General features: G+C 50.0%; 14 protein-coding genes. 9 read left to right on the top strand and 5 right to left on the bottom strand.

The genetic code is table 11. From position 1 onward, the window contains the following. Nucleotides 1–152: 152 nt before the first annotated feature. Nucleotides 153–2,177, top strand: a complete 2,025-nt coding sequence (locus PsW74_RS09365) for a hypothetical protein (protein ID WP_082830527.1) — start codon at nt 153–155, stop codon at nt 2,175–2,177. 26 nt (nt 2,178–2,203) lie between these two features. Here PsW74_RS09365 and PsW74_RS09360 read toward each other — a convergent pair whose 3' ends face one another. Further along, on the bottom strand, nt 2,204–3,127 hold the full coding sequence (locus PsW74_RS09360; protein WP_063286723.1) for a LysR family transcriptional regulator: 924 nt from the start codon (nt 3,125–3,127) through the stop codon (nt 2,204–2,206). 91 nt (nt 3,128–3,218) lie between these two features. On the opposite strand from PsW74_RS09360, the gene PsW74_RS09355 reads away from it, so the two are divergent. The 4 genes from PsW74_RS09355 to PsW74_RS09340 all read left to right on the top strand — a co-directional run bounded on the left by PsW74_RS09355 (nt 3,219) and on the right by PsW74_RS09340 (nt 7,428). Next, complete coding sequence (locus PsW74_RS09355) at nt 3,219–3,809, top strand: flavodoxin family protein (protein WP_063286722.1); 591 nt, start codon at nt 3,219–3,221, stop codon at nt 3,807–3,809. Nucleotides 3,810–3,941: 132 nt separating this feature from the next. Next, complete coding sequence (locus PsW74_RS09350) at nt 3,942–4,985, top strand: patatin-like phospholipase family protein (RefSeq protein WP_063286721.1); 1,044 nt, start codon at nt 3,942–3,944, stop codon at nt 4,983–4,985. An 88-nt stretch (nt 4,986–5,073) separates the two neighbouring features. Further along, nucleotides 5,074–6,066 (top strand): penicillin-insensitive murein endopeptidase, encoded by a 993-nt coding sequence (gene mepA / locus PsW74_RS09345; RefSeq protein ID WP_063286720.1) that lies wholly within the window; start codon nt 5,074–5,076, stop codon nt 6,064–6,066. Between the two features lie 657 nt (nt 6,067–6,723). Continuing rightward, nucleotides 6,724–7,428: a hypothetical protein gene (locus tag PsW74_RS09340; RefSeq protein ID WP_063286719.1), complete on the top strand. Its 705-nt coding sequence runs from the start codon at nt 6,724–6,726 to the stop codon at nt 7,426–7,428. Nucleotides 7,429–7,496: 68 nt separating this feature from the next. Here the strand turns inward: PsW74_RS09340 and PsW74_RS09335 are convergent, their stop codons facing one another. Next, nucleotides 7,497–8,024 (bottom strand): GNAT family N-acetyltransferase, encoded by a 528-nt coding sequence (locus PsW74_RS09335; protein WP_063286718.1) that lies wholly within the window; start codon nt 8,022–8,024, stop codon nt 7,497–7,499. A 338-nt stretch (nt 8,025–8,362) separates the two neighbouring features. On the opposite strand from PsW74_RS09335, the gene PsW74_RS09330 reads away from it, so the two are divergent. The 4 genes from PsW74_RS09330 (at nt 8,363) to PsW74_RS29670 (ending at nt 12,974) form a co-directional block, all read left to right on the top strand. Then, entirely contained in the window at nt 8,363–9,160 is a 798-nt protein-coding gene (locus tag PsW74_RS09330; protein WP_153041654.1) for an outer membrane beta-barrel protein, read from the top strand. Between the two features lie 240 nt (nt 9,161–9,400). After that, the gene (locus PsW74_RS09325; protein WP_063286716.1) at nt 9,401–10,144 is read left to right on the top strand and encodes a hypothetical protein; all 744 of its coding nucleotides are present in this window, start codon (nt 9,401–9,403) and stop codon (nt 10,142–10,144) included. A gap of 129 nt (nt 10,145–10,273) precedes the next feature. After that, entirely contained in the window at nt 10,274–12,079 is a 1,806-nt protein-coding gene (gene lepA, locus PsW74_RS09320) for a translation elongation factor 4 (protein WP_063286715.1), read from the top strand. 316 nt (nt 12,080–12,395) lie between these two features. Continuing rightward, nucleotides 12,396–12,974 (top strand): alkylphosphonate utilization protein, encoded by a 579-nt coding sequence (locus PsW74_RS29670; RefSeq protein ID WP_063286714.1) that lies wholly within the window; start codon nt 12,396–12,398, stop codon nt 12,972–12,974. A 196-nt stretch (nt 12,975–13,170) separates the two neighbouring features. Here PsW74_RS29670 and PsW74_RS09310 read toward each other — a convergent pair whose 3' ends face one another. The 3 genes from PsW74_RS09310 to PsW74_RS09300 form a co-directional block, all read right to left on the bottom strand. Then, nucleotides 13,171–13,827, bottom strand: coding sequence for a hypothetical protein (locus PsW74_RS09310; protein WP_063286713.1), 657 nt, complete (start codon nt 13,825–13,827; stop codon nt 13,171–13,173). A gap of 137 nt (nt 13,828–13,964) precedes the next feature. Beyond that, nucleotides 13,965–14,459 (bottom strand): DUF2165 domain-containing protein, encoded by a 495-nt coding sequence (locus PsW74_RS09305; RefSeq protein WP_063286712.1) that lies wholly within the window; start codon nt 14,457–14,459, stop codon nt 13,965–13,967. A 110-nt stretch (nt 14,460–14,569) separates the two neighbouring features. Beyond that, the gene (locus PsW74_RS09300; RefSeq protein ID WP_057464235.1) at nt 14,570–15,448 is read right to left on the bottom strand and encodes an alpha/beta fold hydrolase; all 879 of its coding nucleotides are present in this window, start codon (nt 15,446–15,448) and stop codon (nt 14,570–14,572) included. Nucleotides 15,449–15,620: the final 172 nt, after the last annotated feature.

The following is a 15,620-nucleotide window of genomic DNA, read 5'->3' as shown; positions in this document are numbered from 1 at the left end:
TTTTCCGTAATTGTCGGACACTTCATTTTTGCCAGGACTTCAATTTATGCTCATCAGTGAATGAAATAAATATTTGCAGTGCTCTCTATCTCGGTACTTTTGGATGATTAGCGGCCAAGATTGAGCCTCGCTTTTTCGGACTCTTATTGCTCATGCATTTTTCACCTTTCTCGTCAGAATTTCGTCTAGCAGGTTTGGCGCTTACTTTACTTTGGTCACCTTTTACCATCACAACGAGCCTTGCACAAAGCCAGCTTCAATGGCCACCTTTGGAGGTGGTCACTTCTCTACCTCACCCACAAGACCCTTCTGTAACTCTCTCTCTTGCTAACGCTATCAATGCAGATGGGACAATAGTCGTTGGCGTACAGGGCCTGACAGGGGCCTCTAGCGCAGCTGTCTGGAATACAACTCAGTCCCCCACTGTCCTTCTTGGCAATCTTCCAGGATATTCGAGCTCATTTGCGACAGGGGTCAGCGCTAATGGGCAAGTTGTTATTGGCAACTCTATAAAATATTCAAATTCGAGTGTGGTACGTGCATTCCGTTGGGAGGGAGGTCACTTACAGGACCTTGGACACCTTCCTGGAGGAAACGAGGCATTTGCAACCGCGACCAATGCATCTGGAGAGATTGTGGTGGGCAACGCAGATAATTCCAGCGGCCTCACACGCGCATTTCTTTGGCAAAATGGCATCATGCAAGACCTAGGTACGACTGGGGGCGCTAGTGAAGCAGCAGCAGAAAATGTAAATGCCGATGGAACCGTAGTCGTCGGCACTTTAAATAAAGGAAACCAGATCTCCGGAGCGTTTCGATGGCAAAATGGCCTGATGGAAGAACTCAATCCTCTCACAGGGGATGTTGAGGCTGATGCAAAAGATGTAAGTGCTGATGGGCGGATCATCGTAGGGCATTCTGGAGACCGTAGCACTCCCAATGCCACGAGATGGGTCAATGGCAAAGTTGAAAGTTTGGGGACTCTTCGCGGAGATTCCTACTCCTATGCTTTGGGGGTAAGTGATAGCAGCGGTGTTGTTGTCGGCAACTCAATCGGAGCTGCCAGAACACGCGCATTTCGATGGCAAAATGGAGAAATGAAAGATCTCGGCCAACTGACAGGAGCTGTCGCTACTCATGCGATTGACATTAGCGCTGACGGTTCAACGATTACTGGCTACTCATATGATGGAACCACGTACAGCGCCTTCATTTATCGCACAGCTATTCAAGATCTTGCTAACGTGCAAGCTTCTGCCATTGAGGTCGCAAATGAATTTGCGAATGCCGTGGATCTGAATAGTCATTTAGCGAGGAAGCTTAGGGAGGAAGAGTGCCACATTTCGCAGGGCCGCAATGCCTGTTTGGGTGTTCGGGCTGGCGCAACTAGTTTGTTTCAGGGGACCAATGCTTTTGGTGGTAGTTTAACTGGTGCGGTCAACATCAGCGATGCTTTCAAACTCGGTGCAAGTGTTGGGACCTATGGAGAAGGGAATACTGGTTCAACGTTGGGCTTGAATTACGGTATTGGCGTCGGTGCATTCGCCGAGTATTTGATTGGTTCGTTTCCTCTCGGTTCTAAGGATACGCCTGTTCGTGCCCGCCTTGATGGGGCATGGCTTTATAGCGATGCAGATGTCACACGTGGGCAAGATTTCACTGATGTACAGGTAGGAAGGGGCTCCACTCATTTCAGCAGCAGGACTGTGGGCGCACGACTTATTGCTGACCATCAATTCTCAGAGAATTTCATGATCTCCCCCTATATCGGTGCATATTGGGAGAACACCTATCAAGCTGGATATGACGAGCAGACAGAGCTGGACACCATCGCCCATATTCACGGTAGCTCGACAAGTGCAGCCACTGGTGTTTTTGGCCTCCGGTCCCGGTTTTCAGTTTTTGAGCAACTGGAACTCGGTTTTGGTTTGCAGGGGGAAGTAGACTTCTTTGCAGATGACGTTGAGGTATCAGCTTCTACCAATATCCCCGGTCTGGCACATTTTTCTGTTGGTGCAGATCGTTCAAAGAACAGAGCTCGTTTTGTTGCCGAAGCAAGCGCAGCCTATAATATGACTGAGCAAAGCCGCGTTGAGGTCTTGGGGAAGGTCTTTTCGGCCCGTTATCAGGACAAGCTTGGAGGCGACCTTGCTGTCAGGTTCTCAAGCAGTTTTTAAGTGCGTGGCATACATCGTCACTTTAGCTACCGGTATTGCTTCGTAGTTTCTTTCATCAGGTCGCGGGTCCATTTGATCATTGGGTCGTGGTGGTAGCGCTCGTGCCAGTAGAGGAAGAATTCCTGGTGATGGTCTTTGAGGAAGTCCGGCACTGGGGAGGAAACAGTGTTGTGGCCGGTGTAGATTTGGGTGTCGAAGATGGAAGGCACCAGAAAGAGCATGTCGGACTGGCCGCAGAAGTGCATGGCTGCGAAGAAGCTGCCGATTTTTACCGCGACGTTTCTTTTTTGGCCCAACACTGACAGTTTCTCGTCAATGATACTGTGTCCAGAACCCGTGATCATAACCGAGATATGGTCCTGACTGAGGTAATCCTCAAGCGATATGGGCTTGCCTGCAAGCGGATGGTCTTTGCTCATCAGGCAGACGTAACTGAAGCGGCCCAGCGAGAAACGATGGAGCTGGCTTGTCGCTGATGCTGGAGTTTGGCCAGACAGGACAAAGTGCGCCTCTCCACTTTCCAACGGTTCGAACTGGTTGCGGATGTCACTTTTCAGCTCAAGCTTTAAGCCTGGAGCATCCTGCTTCATACGCTGTAGCAGTGGCGGCCCGTAGAGGTTTACCTCCAGCTCCGGGCCTGAAAAGCGGATGGTTTCTTCCGCGGTGGCCGGGTCAAACTGCGGTTTAGCGATGACGTCCTTTATGGTTGCCAGAGCAGAGGGGAGTAGCCTTTGGATCTCAATAGCTCTTTCCGTCAGTTCATACTCTCCGGCAATGCGCACCAGTAATGGATCTTGCAGGGCATCACGCAAGCGTTGCAAAGCACGGCTCGCTGCGGGTTGGCTCATGTGCAATTGCGTGGCAGCAATAGACACGTGGCGTGTTTCCAGCAGCTTCTCCAAAACGACGAGGAGGTTCAGATCTACATTGCGTAAATTCACCTGACGCATAATGACTATACCTTACATGCATTAGACGAATGACACATAGCTGAATAGACAGGTGCTGTCGAACTCACAGTGCAGGAAAAAGGAATTTGCAATGAGCGTGCAGAGCAAGGTCATCGTCGTTTATCATAGTGGGTATGGTCACACTCAAGTCCTAGCAGACGCCGTGCTGCAAGGTGCATTGGATGCTGGTGCAGATGCTGAGCTGATGTCAGTCGGCACATTAGATGATGTAAACTGGGACAAGCTGGCGGCGGCTGATGCCATTATCTTTGGCTCGCCAACATACATGGGCAGTGCGAGTGCGCCGTTTAAAGCCTTTATGGATGCCAGTTCCAAAGTTTGGATGGAACGTGGCTGGGTCAATAAAGTTGCTGGAGCGTTTACAGTATCGGCTTCTCGCAGTGGCGATAAACTTGGCACGCTGACACAGCTGAGCGTGTTTGCTGCTCAGCATGGCATGATCTGGGTTGGATTGGATCTGATGCCCGGCAACAACAGCAGCACAGGTTCTGAGGAAGATCTCAACCGTTTGGGCAGCACACTCGGCGTCATGGCACAGGCCAATGCGGACGAAGGACCGGAGGTTGTTCCACCGAAAGCCGACAAAGATACAGCCAAAGCACTTGGTGGCAGAATTGCGAAGGTGGCAGCATCCCTCACCCTTGTGAGTGAAGCGGCTTAACCCTTAATTCACTGCAATTGCAAGTGCTTGGATTTGTGCGGGCGCAGGTGCCATCTCTTCACCTCATTTTTGGACAAACTCGATACGTATAAGAGCAAATTAAAACACAAGATCACTGTATCGGGTTTGTCTATGAAAAAAAGAAAACGCATTATCCTTTCCATTGACGGTGGCGGAGCGCGCGGCCTTATTCCCATTCGTCTGCTGCGCGGCCTTGAGACCAAATTATATGAGCGCGGAAAATCCGCTCCCCTTTGCCGATACTTTGATTTGATCTGCGGAACATCCAGCGGCGGCCTGATTGCTGCCGGGCTGACGGCACCGAACCCAGACCGTGACAAATCCGGCCAGCCAGCGATGACGCTCAGCGAACTGCAAGAGTTTTTTGAGATCGAAGCCCGCGAGCTTTACATGAACAACCGCAGGCACTGGCTGCCTCGGCGCCTTTACCATACTTTCGGGCAGTTCAATAAAGGCATTCAGGAACGACCCATTGAACAAGCTATCAAGCAACATATTGGCTGGAGTGCGCTTTCCTGCAGTATGACGGCTATTTTGCTGACTGCGTATGACCTGAAAAACCGCCGTGTTGTTTCCATGAGCAACAACACAACCGGGCGGGATGATTATTATTTCTGGCAGGCTGTGCGGGCAACGACCTCCTCCCCATCGTGGTTTGAACCAGCCCGCGTTGAGAACCTAACGACCGGCGATGAAGAAATCATGATTGACGCTGCCGGCTTCCTGAATGACCCAGTACTTGCAGCCTATGCAGAGGCACGCCGTCATGGATGGGCACCCAAAGACATCATTATTCTCTCGCTTGGCTCAGGTAATCCGGTTGAAGAGAAGCATAGCTTTAATCAGGCAGTGAACTGGGGCACCAGTGGATGGCTTTCTCCAGAAGAAGGTACGCCCCTGCTCTCCAGCTACATGCATGGGCAAACGGCCTCCACGGGACAGTATGCAGACGTGTTGTTTAAAGACATGCCGGGGATTGAGTACATTCGCCTCAACGCTGATCTTCCACACTTTGGCAGCGACATTTATAGCGTGCGTCCGGGCGAAGTGCTTCAGCTCAACCGCATTGCAGATGACCTCCTTTCCGGTCACGAAGATGCACTCGACAAACTGGCAGATATCATGGAAGAAAGGCAGGATGGCCCCGGCTTTTAGGCTTCACAATCCTTCCGCCCCTGCTACAACCACTAGGATGAATAGTGAAAGTGATTCACGCTATAGCCGTGGATCCATTGGAGGGATCATGTTTGGGTTGAGAGGTCATCAGCGCACGATTGCCTTAATGGCTGGTGGAATTGTTGTGAGCCTGCTTTCTGCTGGTGCTCATGCTGTGCCTCTTCCTAACACGAAGCCTCCGCTCTCTGCTGAGGATTATCGCGAAGCCCTGAAAAAGCAGCCAGAATTTCCGGGAGCTGCCAAGTATCACTTCGGGCACAAGAAAACACCTGCCAAAACGAAACCTCTCTCCTTTGGCAGTTATGCAAGAGGTTGTGTTGCAGGGGCTGTCTCTATTCCTAAAGACGGTGAGAATTGGCAGGTCATGCGCCTGTCTCGTAACCGCAATTGGGGACACCCTGTTCTCATCGATTTCCTGAAGCGTCTGGCTGCTGATGCGCCAGATTTGGGTTGGAATGGCTTGCTGGTTGGCGATCTTTCGCAGCCGCGCGGTGGCCCGATGTTGACGGGTCATGCTTCTCATCAGATTGGATTGGATGCTGATATCTGGCTGAGACAAATGCCAGACACACGCTTCAGCGCCAAGCAGCGCGAGTCAGAGAGTGCAGTTTCCATGCTGAATGGCAACCTGAGCAAACCGGGGGCGGACCGCCGCGTCAATCCGAAGCGCTGGACGGATGCCCATGCAAAGCTGATCCGCCGCGCTGCCCAGGACGATGGTGTGGCTCGCATCTTCGTAAATCCGACAATCAAGAAAGCACTGTGTGAGTTTGAGAGCGCTGATCGCGACTGGTTGCGCAAAGTACGGCCCTGGTGGGGACACCACTATCACTTCCACGTGCGGATGGCCTGCCCAAACGGCAGCACACAGTGTAAAAATCAGGCCGTGCCACCTGCTGGTGATGGCTGCGGCAAAGAGCTGACTTATTGGCTTTCTGATGCTCCCTGGGTTCCTAAAAAGCCGAAACCGGGTGAAAAACCAAAACCACGCAAGCCAAAGCCTCTGCTTGCTGTTGCTGACCTGCCTAACAGCTGTGCGACGGTTTTGAGAACGGAGTAGTGCAGTATCTTGCTGATGTTACCGAGCTAACAATCTCCGGTTTGTTCGGCGGTGACTGCTTTCATGTGCTGGTGTTTAGTCCATGCTTTTCGGATGAGGCTGAGGTACAACAAGACCCACGATTCCATACAACAGGCCTGGGGTGGCGTTGTCATACTAGGCTCATATCCGCTTGTGGTGCTCTCATAGCAGCGGTGATACACATCATGGCCGTAGAGAATTCCCCGGCACGTTTGCAAGCAAACTACTGAGTTCTTTTACTCCACCATCTTAGGAGATGAGTGGTTGCTCAGTACAGATTTGCGCTTTTTAGACAAGCGGAGTCGGCAGAAACCGGTATTCTTCGAGCTAGCCAACTGACAGAGTATTCATAATCAATGCATCATGACATAGATGAATTATGATCATTCATAGTAAGCTCTATATGAATACGTAAACAGCGCCCAACCTGCTAAAATACATCCAACACGCTTACAACATTAAAATTGTAGTAAAATCAAATAAATTCAAGTATTTGACTCCACATACAAACACGTTTACTTATTTCTCAGCTCATGTAAGAGCTAGATTTTGCTACCTACAGATATGATGTCTGTTGTTTCAGTGCGCATGCTGATTTCAATAGCAATTTATTGATATTCTGTAGAGGTATTCATTATGGATGTTAGTGGCGTTCGCTTATCCTTTTCATTTACTAATTTTGCCGGAAATTACGACCCTGCTCCAGTTATGACGCAGGACGAAATTGCGATTGGTCTGCTTCAAGACATTGTTCGGTTTACGCCAGACAACGAGCTTCGACAGAAAAGTCAAAATGCAAAAACTGAGGCTGAAAACAGCAACGACCCAGCGAAGAAAGCCATAAGCAAAATCTTTGAAGTCCTTGTTGGGCTTAATCTTGACGCAATGGACAACGTCATACAGTCATATCTATCGCAGCAAGACCGTAAGGCTAAAGCTATTCAGAAATTCTTTGATATATCCAAAGATTGGACAGATCCGAATAGTGAAGTTGTTTTCCGAGAGGTTATGAGCGCAATCAATGCCAGTGCAAAGACCGGCGATCCTATTGCAATCGAGATAAAAAAAGCGATGCAAGACGGCACGCTCCAGATGGAAGATATGGCGGATTATGGGTTTGAGACAAAATCTGATTACATCGTCTATCTAAATCCTGATGGAGAGTATGTCGTAGGAATGTCTTCGATTACTCACGTTGGAGAGTATGCGAGTGCTGATAGTCTGTTCGCAGATCTCACCTATGTAAATGACGAAGGTCGTTCAATTGATAAGAGAACAGGCCACAACGCGTACTATGTGCAAGTTGCCAAAAATCTGGCCTTCTACTTCACGTGGCCCTAAAGATATTCGCCATTCATTCTTCTATGATTGGACATATATATCGGGGAGCGCTATCGCTCCCTTTTTCCTCAATCATGCATGTACGCAGCTGGGGCTTTGTCGTTGTTCAGGATGAGCGTCATCAGGGTCAGGTCCAGCCAGCGGCCGAATTTGAAGCCGACTTGGGGGAGCTCTCCGCTGACTTTGAAGCCGTAGCGTTCGTGCAATCGGATTGAGCCTTTATTGTCGCTGTCGATGGCACCGATTAAGACGTGTTTCTGATCTTGTTTTGCAAGTTCGATCAGTTTTTCAAGCAATACGGATCCAGCCCCTTTTCCACGAGATTGCGGCGTTACATAAACTGAATGCTCCATGGTTTTGTTATAGCCTGGCTTCTCACGGAACGGGCCATAACTGCCGTATCCCAGCACATTACCGTTGTCGTCTTCAGCCACGATGATCGGAAACCCGCCAGCAATCCTGTTTTCGAACCAGGTCTTACGGTCTTCCAAAGTCTCCAACGCATCCGTCCAGATTGCAGCCAGAGTTTTGACTGCATCATTGTGAATTTCCAGGATGACAGGAAGATCAGAGTTGGTTGCATGACGCAGTTTCATGGAAGCCCCTTTAAAATGCCCGGTGCAAATAACGCTAGAGTGAAGGTATGCGTGTTGCCCCGGAAATCTACTTTTTGCGTAGTTTTGATAGATACGCCTTAACTTTCAGCAGAATTGTCATATTTTACGACAGGCCTCAAGAACACACCGCGCGCAAACACTTGAGTTTATTGCAGGATAGTCTGGGATCTGGAGTTAAAACCGAGCAGACATCAGATAGGTGAAATTTACTAAACATCAAATTATTTTACGTAATTTTAACCATAGTTTTTGATGATTACATCAAATTTCAATGGTTGATTTTAAGGTTATCAATTAATTACTGCACCTTTGGGTAGTTGTTACTTAACAGAGAGCAAACACGTTACTCAGCAGCAATTATCTCACTCCTTGAATATCACCCTGCTTACACTTTCATATCTGGAGTATTTGAAGTGAAACAGGTTCTGTGTATTTCCACCCTTATGGCGGGCGTTGGATTAATAATTGCCGGAGCATCCGCTGCGCAGGCTCAAGACAGTGGCATGTATATCTCGCTCAAAGGCGCAAAGGCATTTTCACTTCGTAGCACCTTTGACCCAATCGGAGGTGTGCCAACTGATAGCTATGATTTTGACTATAAAAGCGAATGGTCGGCAAGCACTAGCCTTGGATATAGGTTGAATGAGTATCTTCGTCTTGAAGGTGAACTAGGATATCTTGTCAACTCGGTCAAAGATATGAGCAGTGACACCATTCCAATCGATTACAGCTCAAGAGGAAAAATCTTTGCCAGATATACTATGGCAAACATACTTGCTGATTTTGCTCTTACAGATCAGCTGACGGCCTTCGCGGGAGGTGGTATTGGCATTGCAAAGCCAGATATGGATAAAACAATCCTCTCAAATGCGCTCTTGGGTCAGACACGGCAAATCGAGATCGAAGATCAATATGTTTTTGCATGGAAACTCACTGGCGGCCTTTCTTATGAGGCGTATGAAAACACTCACCTTTTTGCAGATTATACTTATTTCCAAACGGCCGATTTTGACATCAAGCAAAAGACAACCCAAAGCGGCGTTTCTGTAGAAAACACACTGGAGTCAGATCTAAGTTCTCACCTCATCGGCGTTGGTCTTCGCTATGATTTTTAGCGGGTAACATATGTAAGAACTTCGCTAATTTTCACTATTGACAGAGGCGGCAGGTTGCCGCCTTGTTTTATGCATAGCGACTACTGGTAATATCATCAGACTTCATAGAGACCAGACAAGTTATATCATTGTAATTGATACCTATATTTTACATGTTCTGTGAATTACATCATTAATTATTTGGTAAGACTTGTCTATTTGCGCGAATCTCCCTTTCAGGACTTCAGGAGATAGTGCGCAATGGGAAAGCTTTCCTCTACTGTGATCATGTTAGTTTCTGCGTTATTGGCGACAGGAGCACTCTCTGCCCGTTCCTATGCTGCGGATTTGGCGGCGGCTGCGCAAGAAGCAGCGGCAGCAGCGGCTGAAAAGGCGGCGATGGGCATGTTTCCACTCAAACCTTATGCAGGTGCTAAGGCCTTTGTTTCTTACGCACCTGATGGTGATTTTTATACACCTGGGACTGGGCGAACAAAATTTTTCGAATACAATATCGGCTGGAATGCCGCCGCTTTTGGTGGTGTAACGGCAGGGGACTTTGTCAAACTTCAGCTGGATACTGGTTACATCAGCAATAGCGTTTCTAACCTTTCCGGGGTGGACGGCGGAAGTGGAACTGTGGCCGCCGCCTATGTGATGGGCGGCGTTATTCTTTCTGCTCCCCTTTCTCCCCTCACCAAAAAGGTCATTCCGTTTGCCGGGATCAGCATTGGGGCTGCATTTCCTGTCATCGGGACGATCAATGGCACAATTAACGGAGATCAGTTCACAATCAAAGGCAGTCAGTCGACGGTGGGGGCCCTGCTGGCTCGCGGGGGGGTAACCATAGCGATTAACCCCAAACTTGGAGCAACACTCGAATACGGGTTCTTCCAGACCGCGGATTTCTCACTGAGCACAACGGACAATATCTCCGGTTCCGGCAACGCGTCGACCGATATGTCAGCTCATTTGTTTGGTCTTGGCTTTGAGTATCACTTTTAGCCAGATAGCAGCGAGAATCTGAGAGAAAGCCAATTGCTATTCACTTTATTGGCTGGAAAACGGCAAAAAAGCGCGTGGGCGCTTATTATGTGCTTTGCCATAGAGCAAAGCAGTGGTAATTGAGCGCCCATGACGACCAAAACTTTGTCCAATATTCGTAATTTCTCGATTGTCGCGCACATCGACCACGGTAAGTCCACCCTGGCTGATCGCCTCATCCAGTCTACCGGCACTCTCACTGATCGTGAGATGACGGAGCAGGTTCTCGATTCCATGGATATCGAGAAGGAGCGCGGCATTACCATTAAGGCTCAAACCGTTCGCCTGATCTATAAGGCAGATAACGGTGAAGAGTACACGCTGAACCTGATTGATACCCCAGGTCACGTGGACTTTGCCTATGAAGTTTCTCGCTCCCTTGCTGCGGTGGAAGGCTCCCTGTTGGTGGTTGATGCCTCCCAAGGTGTGGAAGCGCAGACGCTTGCGAACGTCTATCAGGCGATCGACAACGACCACGATATCGTGACCGTTCTCAACAAGGTTGACCTGCCTGCTGCCGAGCCGGATCGCATCAAAGAGCAGATCGAAGATGTGATCGGGCTTGATACGTCTGACTCCGTGATGATTTCAGCGAAAACCGGACTTGGTATTCCTGATGTTTTGGAAGCAATCGTCAAACAGCTTCCTGCACCAAAAGGCAATCCGGATGGCCCGCTCAAGGCTATGTTGGTGGACAGCTGGTACGATACGTATCTTGGTGTAATGGTTCTGGTTCGCATCATCGACGGTGAACTGAAAAAAGGCGACTCCATCAAGATGATGGGCACTGGCGCTGTTTATCCAGTTGACCGCGTTGGTGTGATGACCCCAGCTTTCGTTGCAACGGACCGCCTTGGACCGGGTGAAATTGGTGTTCTGACAGCTTCCATCAAGGAAGTTGCTGATACCCGTGTGGGTGACACCATCACTACGGATAAAAAGGGCTGCACCAAAGCGCTGCCGGGCTTTAAGCCTGCTCAGCCTGTTGTGTTCTGTGGTCTCTTCCCGGTGGATGCCAACGACTTTGAAGACCTGCGCTCTGCTATGGGCAAGCTGCGCCTCAATGATGCATCCTTCTCTTATGAGATGGAAACATCGGCTGCGCTTGGCTTTGGTTTCCGCTGTGGTTTCCTTGGTCTGCTGCACCTTGAGATTATTCAGGAACGCCTGTCCCGTGAGTTCAACCTTGATCTGATCGCAACAGCGCCATCTGTTGTTTATGAGATGGAGATGACAGACGGTTCTCAGTTTGAGATGCACAACCCTGCTGATATGCCGGATGTTGTGAAGATCAAAGAGATCCGTGAGCCCTGGATCCGCGCGAACATCATGACGCCGGATGAGTACCTCGGTGCCATCTTGAAGCTGTGTCAGGATCGCCGTGGTGTGCAGGTTGACCTTTCCTACGTTGGGTCTCGTGCAATGGTCACTTATGACTTGCCGCTCAACGAAGTGGTTTTCGATTTCTACGACCGCCTGAAGTCCATCTCCAAAGGCTATGCTTCGTTTGATTACACAATCAGCGAATACCGTGCTGGTGATTTGGCCAGGATGTCTATTCTGGTGAACGACGAACCGGTTGATGCGCTCTCTGTGCTGGTGCACCGGTCACAGGCAGATAAACGCGGTCGTGCGATGTGTGAGGTTCTGAAGGAGCTGATCCCTCGGCACATGTTCAAAATCCCTATTCAGGCAGCGCTTGGTGGCCGCGTGATTGCGCGCGAGACCCTTTCTGCCCTGCGTAAGGATGTAACCGCGAAATGTTATGGCGGTGATGCTTCCCGTAAACGCAAGCTGCTGGACAAGCAGAAGGCGGGTAAGAAGAAGATGCGCCAGTTCGGTAAGGTTGAGATCCCTCAGGAAGCGTTCATTCAAGCGCTGAAGATGGATGACTGAGCACTGGTCTTGCTTTGGCAAGATCAAACGATCCAGTGAATCGTTTGAAGGTGCGAAGGCCGCGCGAGAGTAAGCAGCTTTTCTGCGGCGAGCCGACGAGCAAAAGAAACGGTCGGGCCAGTAGGCTCGACGCAATGATCCAGTGAATCATTGCGAGTTTCGAAGGCACGCGAGGGTAAGGTGCAAAGCACCGTCGAGCAGGCAAGCAAAACCTCAGGACAGGTGAGCTTTGCGGCAAGCCAACTTTACGGCAAAGAATTTTAAGGCGGCCTCTGGTCGCCTTTTTCGTGAAACAACGATCTAAAGGCCTTTAGCCATGTCTCTTGAGAATGACCTGCGCAGCCGCGCAGACGATAAATGCGAGCTTTGCGGTGCAACAGAGGATCTTGCTGCAGTCGCAGTTGGTCCGGATAGCGATGGCAGTGCAGAAAAATCCATTCTGGTTTGCGGCACCTGCTCTGCGCAGTTGGAGAGTGAAGCTGAGCTGGATGTGAACCATTTGCGCTGCCTGAATGAGAGCGCATGGAACACTGAGCCAGCGGTTCAGGTGAGCGCATGGCGCCTGCTTGGCCGCCTTTCCGGTGAAGCGTGGGCACGAGACCTACTGGATACGCTGTATCTGGATGAGGAAACGCTTGAGTGGGCTCAGTCCGGTATGCCAGCGGCAGAGGATGAAGACTCCATCGTGCACAAGGATACGCATGGCGCTGTGCTTTCCGCTGGCGACACCGTGACGCTGGTTAAAGACCTCAAGGTCAAAGGCGCTGGCTTCACTGCCAAGCGCGGCACAGCGGTGCGGAACATTACTCTGGTGCAGGATAATGCAGAACACATCGAAGGCCGCGTCAACGACCAACGTATTGTTATTCTGACGGAATTCGTGAAGAAGTCCTAAGGACTGGCACTGGAAACCTGAGACGTAGAAAGCGGCCTAAATGGTCGCTTTTTTTAGGTATCTCAGCGTCCTTTCTGCTCAACATAATTGCTATCTCCTCCGAACCACCAATTCCGCCACCTCCAAATCGAGCATTTTGATGCAAGCTTAAAAGTCAACCACGTCAAAACGTCCCCTTTCCTCTTTGCAATAACAGTTAATCTTGATCGTTCTGGGATAAACCGATCTGCGAATGCAGTTGGATTTGCTCGGGGGTTAAGCGCAGGAGGATTTGGTTGTCTTTCCATTGATAGAGGCTTGAGCCAAGGTTTGAGGTTTCGATGCGGTAGTGGTGGCCGCCTTGGCGGGCGTACCAATCTATGCGGTCTTTGTTGAACCATTTGTTGGTCTTGAGCGGGTGCAGCATAGTGAGGTTGCCGGGGTAGTCGGCGAGGAGCAGGTCTATGGCGTTGGCGGCATTGGTTTCTTCAGCGACGCGGTGGACTTCGCAAATCTGCGGTTTCTTGATCGTGGCGAAGCGCTTGCCGACATGGGCGTACTCGTTGAAGTGTGCCATGCTTTCATTATGCCGCAGATAATCAAACACCACGATGGCGCCATCACAAATGGAGGAGAAATAGAAGGATTTGTTGGTGTATTGGAGCGTCACCCGTTGCGGTTGGTTGGCGATATAGCGTTGGACGGTATTGCCACTTCCTGTCAGATACTCGCCCCGCCTTTTCTTCTGCAGGGCCAGTCCAAGGCCAATCAAGTAGTCATCATCAAGAAAGCGCGCAGGTATGGATTTATGCGACTTCCTGTTTGAAGCGGCTGGTTGACCTGAAAACACATTCCTCCCAAACCTGATATCCATCTCTGTTCCCCGTCACCACAAGTGGTCGATGTTTCAAACGTGGAACAATTCCTAGGCAAAAGCAGTCCTTCAAATGCCTCAGATGGATAGTCTTAGGTTACATCTAATTGGGTGGATCTCAGGGTTTTCCTTTCGTCTCAGCCGTGGTCTTCCTCTTTCTGGTTCACGAAGATCAGCACCAAAAACGCGATGATGCTGATGTTGTAGGAGGTGTCTATAGCCCCTCTCCCGAGTGGAGATTGCCATGCGAGGAACCACTCTCCTGCTCCTGTTACAAAGATGCCGAACCAAAGCAGAATGGCGATGCAAAGGCCGAAAGAGACGGTGGATTTGGAGCGATTGAATGAGGCCGCTGGCCGATGAATGCTGGCCAGCATGCGTAAGCTTCCCAGAACCAGCAGGAGAGCAATGAAGCCTTCTATGGCCAGGATAATGGTGAGGAAGGTGGGTGCGGTTTCCAGAGGGAACACAGCCCGGAATTTGGGGCTGGTTGGGAATGTGTCCACCATGGAAATGACGCTTTCAATATACGCCAGATTGGCCGGTGCATCCTGATAATTATTGAAGCAGACCAGAGCAGCAAAACCGCTGAACGCCAAGGAGACCAGAACTTTGATCAGTCGAAGAAGCATGGGACTACCCGCTTTTTCGCCAGTAAAGCAGATTGGCGCTAATGCGTGGTTAGGTGCTCTCGTCAGCTCTGGTCTTTTTCATTTGCCCTCTGTTAATGGAGCGGCCTGCCTCAAGCAATATCCAGAATCTCAGGCCACAAGACCGCGTTTTGCTTGGCGAAGGCCTTCAGATGCCCAACTTCCTTGAGCTCGAAGTCTGCCGGATTAAGGATTTGTCGCGTGACCTGCGCATCTTTGTAGAGAGGTGGAAGGCGTTCCACTGAGGCATTGGGGGCAAGATCATCATCGGTGAACGACATGATTTTGATCGGGCCAGTGAACGGCTTCGGGTTCATGGAAGGTAAAACACTACCGATGTCATCCTTGAAGAAGGTTGGAGAAGTGCACCATTTACGCCATTGCCAGTAAACACCAGCAGGGATATCTGCGCCGATCCCAAGTGCCTTACCGGGCAAATAACCTTTCATACGTGTGACAGCTGGCCCTAGCAAATACCAGAAGGCAACAACAGTCAGGAAGTATGGCATATGGTGGTCACGCCAATAAACCTGACCGCAGGCAACTGTGGTGACTTTATCGACCATGTCCAGGTTTCGATGGAATGGCAACATGAAGCCGCCAAGAGAGTGACCAATCACGTGAGTGCTGGGCGTGTCAGCCAGTTTCAGCAGCGCATCAAAGGCAGCTTGCTGATCATACAGGCCCCAATCAGACATCGTGGCAGAAGAGTTGCGTGGATGTATCTGTTTAGAGGCACCAAAGTCGCGATAGTCATAGGTGAGGCAGAGATGGCCCTGCTCTGCGACCCAGCGGGCAAACTTGGCATAAAACAATTGCGGCACACCGGTTGCGCCGTGAATAATGACTGAGGATTTTGGGTCACCCACAGGCCAGTAGGCTTTGCCAATCAGTGTAGCCCCCTCACTGGGAATTGTGATTGTTTCCACGCGCTGCTCACTTTCAGCCATCATTTCTTCCAGTTGCTTCATAGCGGTATCTTTTCAACTTACGATGGCCGCATAGGATCATATATTAACGTATAGGTAAAGTCAGAAGGTAAAATATACCGCTCGCTTTTAAGAGAAGGTTTCATGAGTTCATTCTCGGAAACACTCTGATTTCAGAGCATGTTGTGTAATTTGTTAGAGGTAGGGATCAAGT

The sequence above is a fragment of the Pseudovibrio sp. W74 genome, assembly GCF_001623085.1.
Lineage (GTDB): Bacteria > Pseudomonadota > Alphaproteobacteria > Rhizobiales > Stappiaceae > Pseudovibrio.
Note: the sequence above shows the minus strand (reverse complement) of the source record. Positions and strands in the feature narration are given on the sequence as shown.

Coding starts and splice junctions, on each gene's coding strand:
- PsW74_RS09365 (WP_082830527.1), top strand. CDS start 153: ATGCATTTTTCACCTTTCTCGTCAGAATTTCGTCTAGCAGGTTTGGCG.
- PsW74_RS09360 (WP_063286723.1), bottom strand. CDS start 3,127: ATGCGTCAGGTGAATTTACGCAATGTAGATCTGAACCTCCTCGTCGTT.
- PsW74_RS09355 (WP_063286722.1), top strand. CDS start 3,219: ATGAGCGTGCAGAGCAAGGTCATCGTCGTTTATCATAGTGGGTATGGT.
- PsW74_RS09350 (WP_063286721.1), top strand. CDS start 3,942: ATGAAAAAAAGAAAACGCATTATCCTTTCCATTGACGGTGGCGGAGCG.
- mepA (WP_063286720.1), top strand. CDS start 5,074: ATGTTTGGGTTGAGAGGTCATCAGCGCACGATTGCCTTAATGGCTGGT.
- PsW74_RS09340 (WP_063286719.1), top strand. CDS start 6,724: ATGGATGTTAGTGGCGTTCGCTTATCCTTTTCATTTACTAATTTTGCC.
- PsW74_RS09335 (WP_063286718.1), bottom strand. CDS start 8,024: ATGAAACTGCGTCATGCAACCAACTCTGATCTTCCTGTCATCCTGGAA.
- PsW74_RS09325 (WP_063286716.1), top strand. CDS start 9,401: ATGGGAAAGCTTTCCTCTACTGTGATCATGTTAGTTTCTGCGTTATTG.
- lepA (WP_063286715.1), top strand. CDS start 10,274: ATGACGACCAAAACTTTGTCCAATATTCGTAATTTCTCGATTGTCGCG.
- PsW74_RS29670 (WP_063286714.1), top strand. CDS start 12,396: ATGTCTCTTGAGAATGACCTGCGCAGCCGCGCAGACGATAAATGCGAG.
- PsW74_RS09310 (WP_063286713.1), bottom strand. CDS start 13,827: ATGGATATCAGGTTTGGGAGGAATGTGTTTTCAGGTCAACCAGCCGCT.
- PsW74_RS09305 (WP_063286712.1), bottom strand. CDS start 14,459: ATGCTTCTTCGACTGATCAAAGTTCTGGTCTCCTTGGCGTTCAGCGGT.
- PsW74_RS09300 (WP_057464235.1), bottom strand. CDS start 15,448: ATGAAGCAACTGGAAGAAATGATGGCTGAAAGTGAGCAGCGCGTGGAA.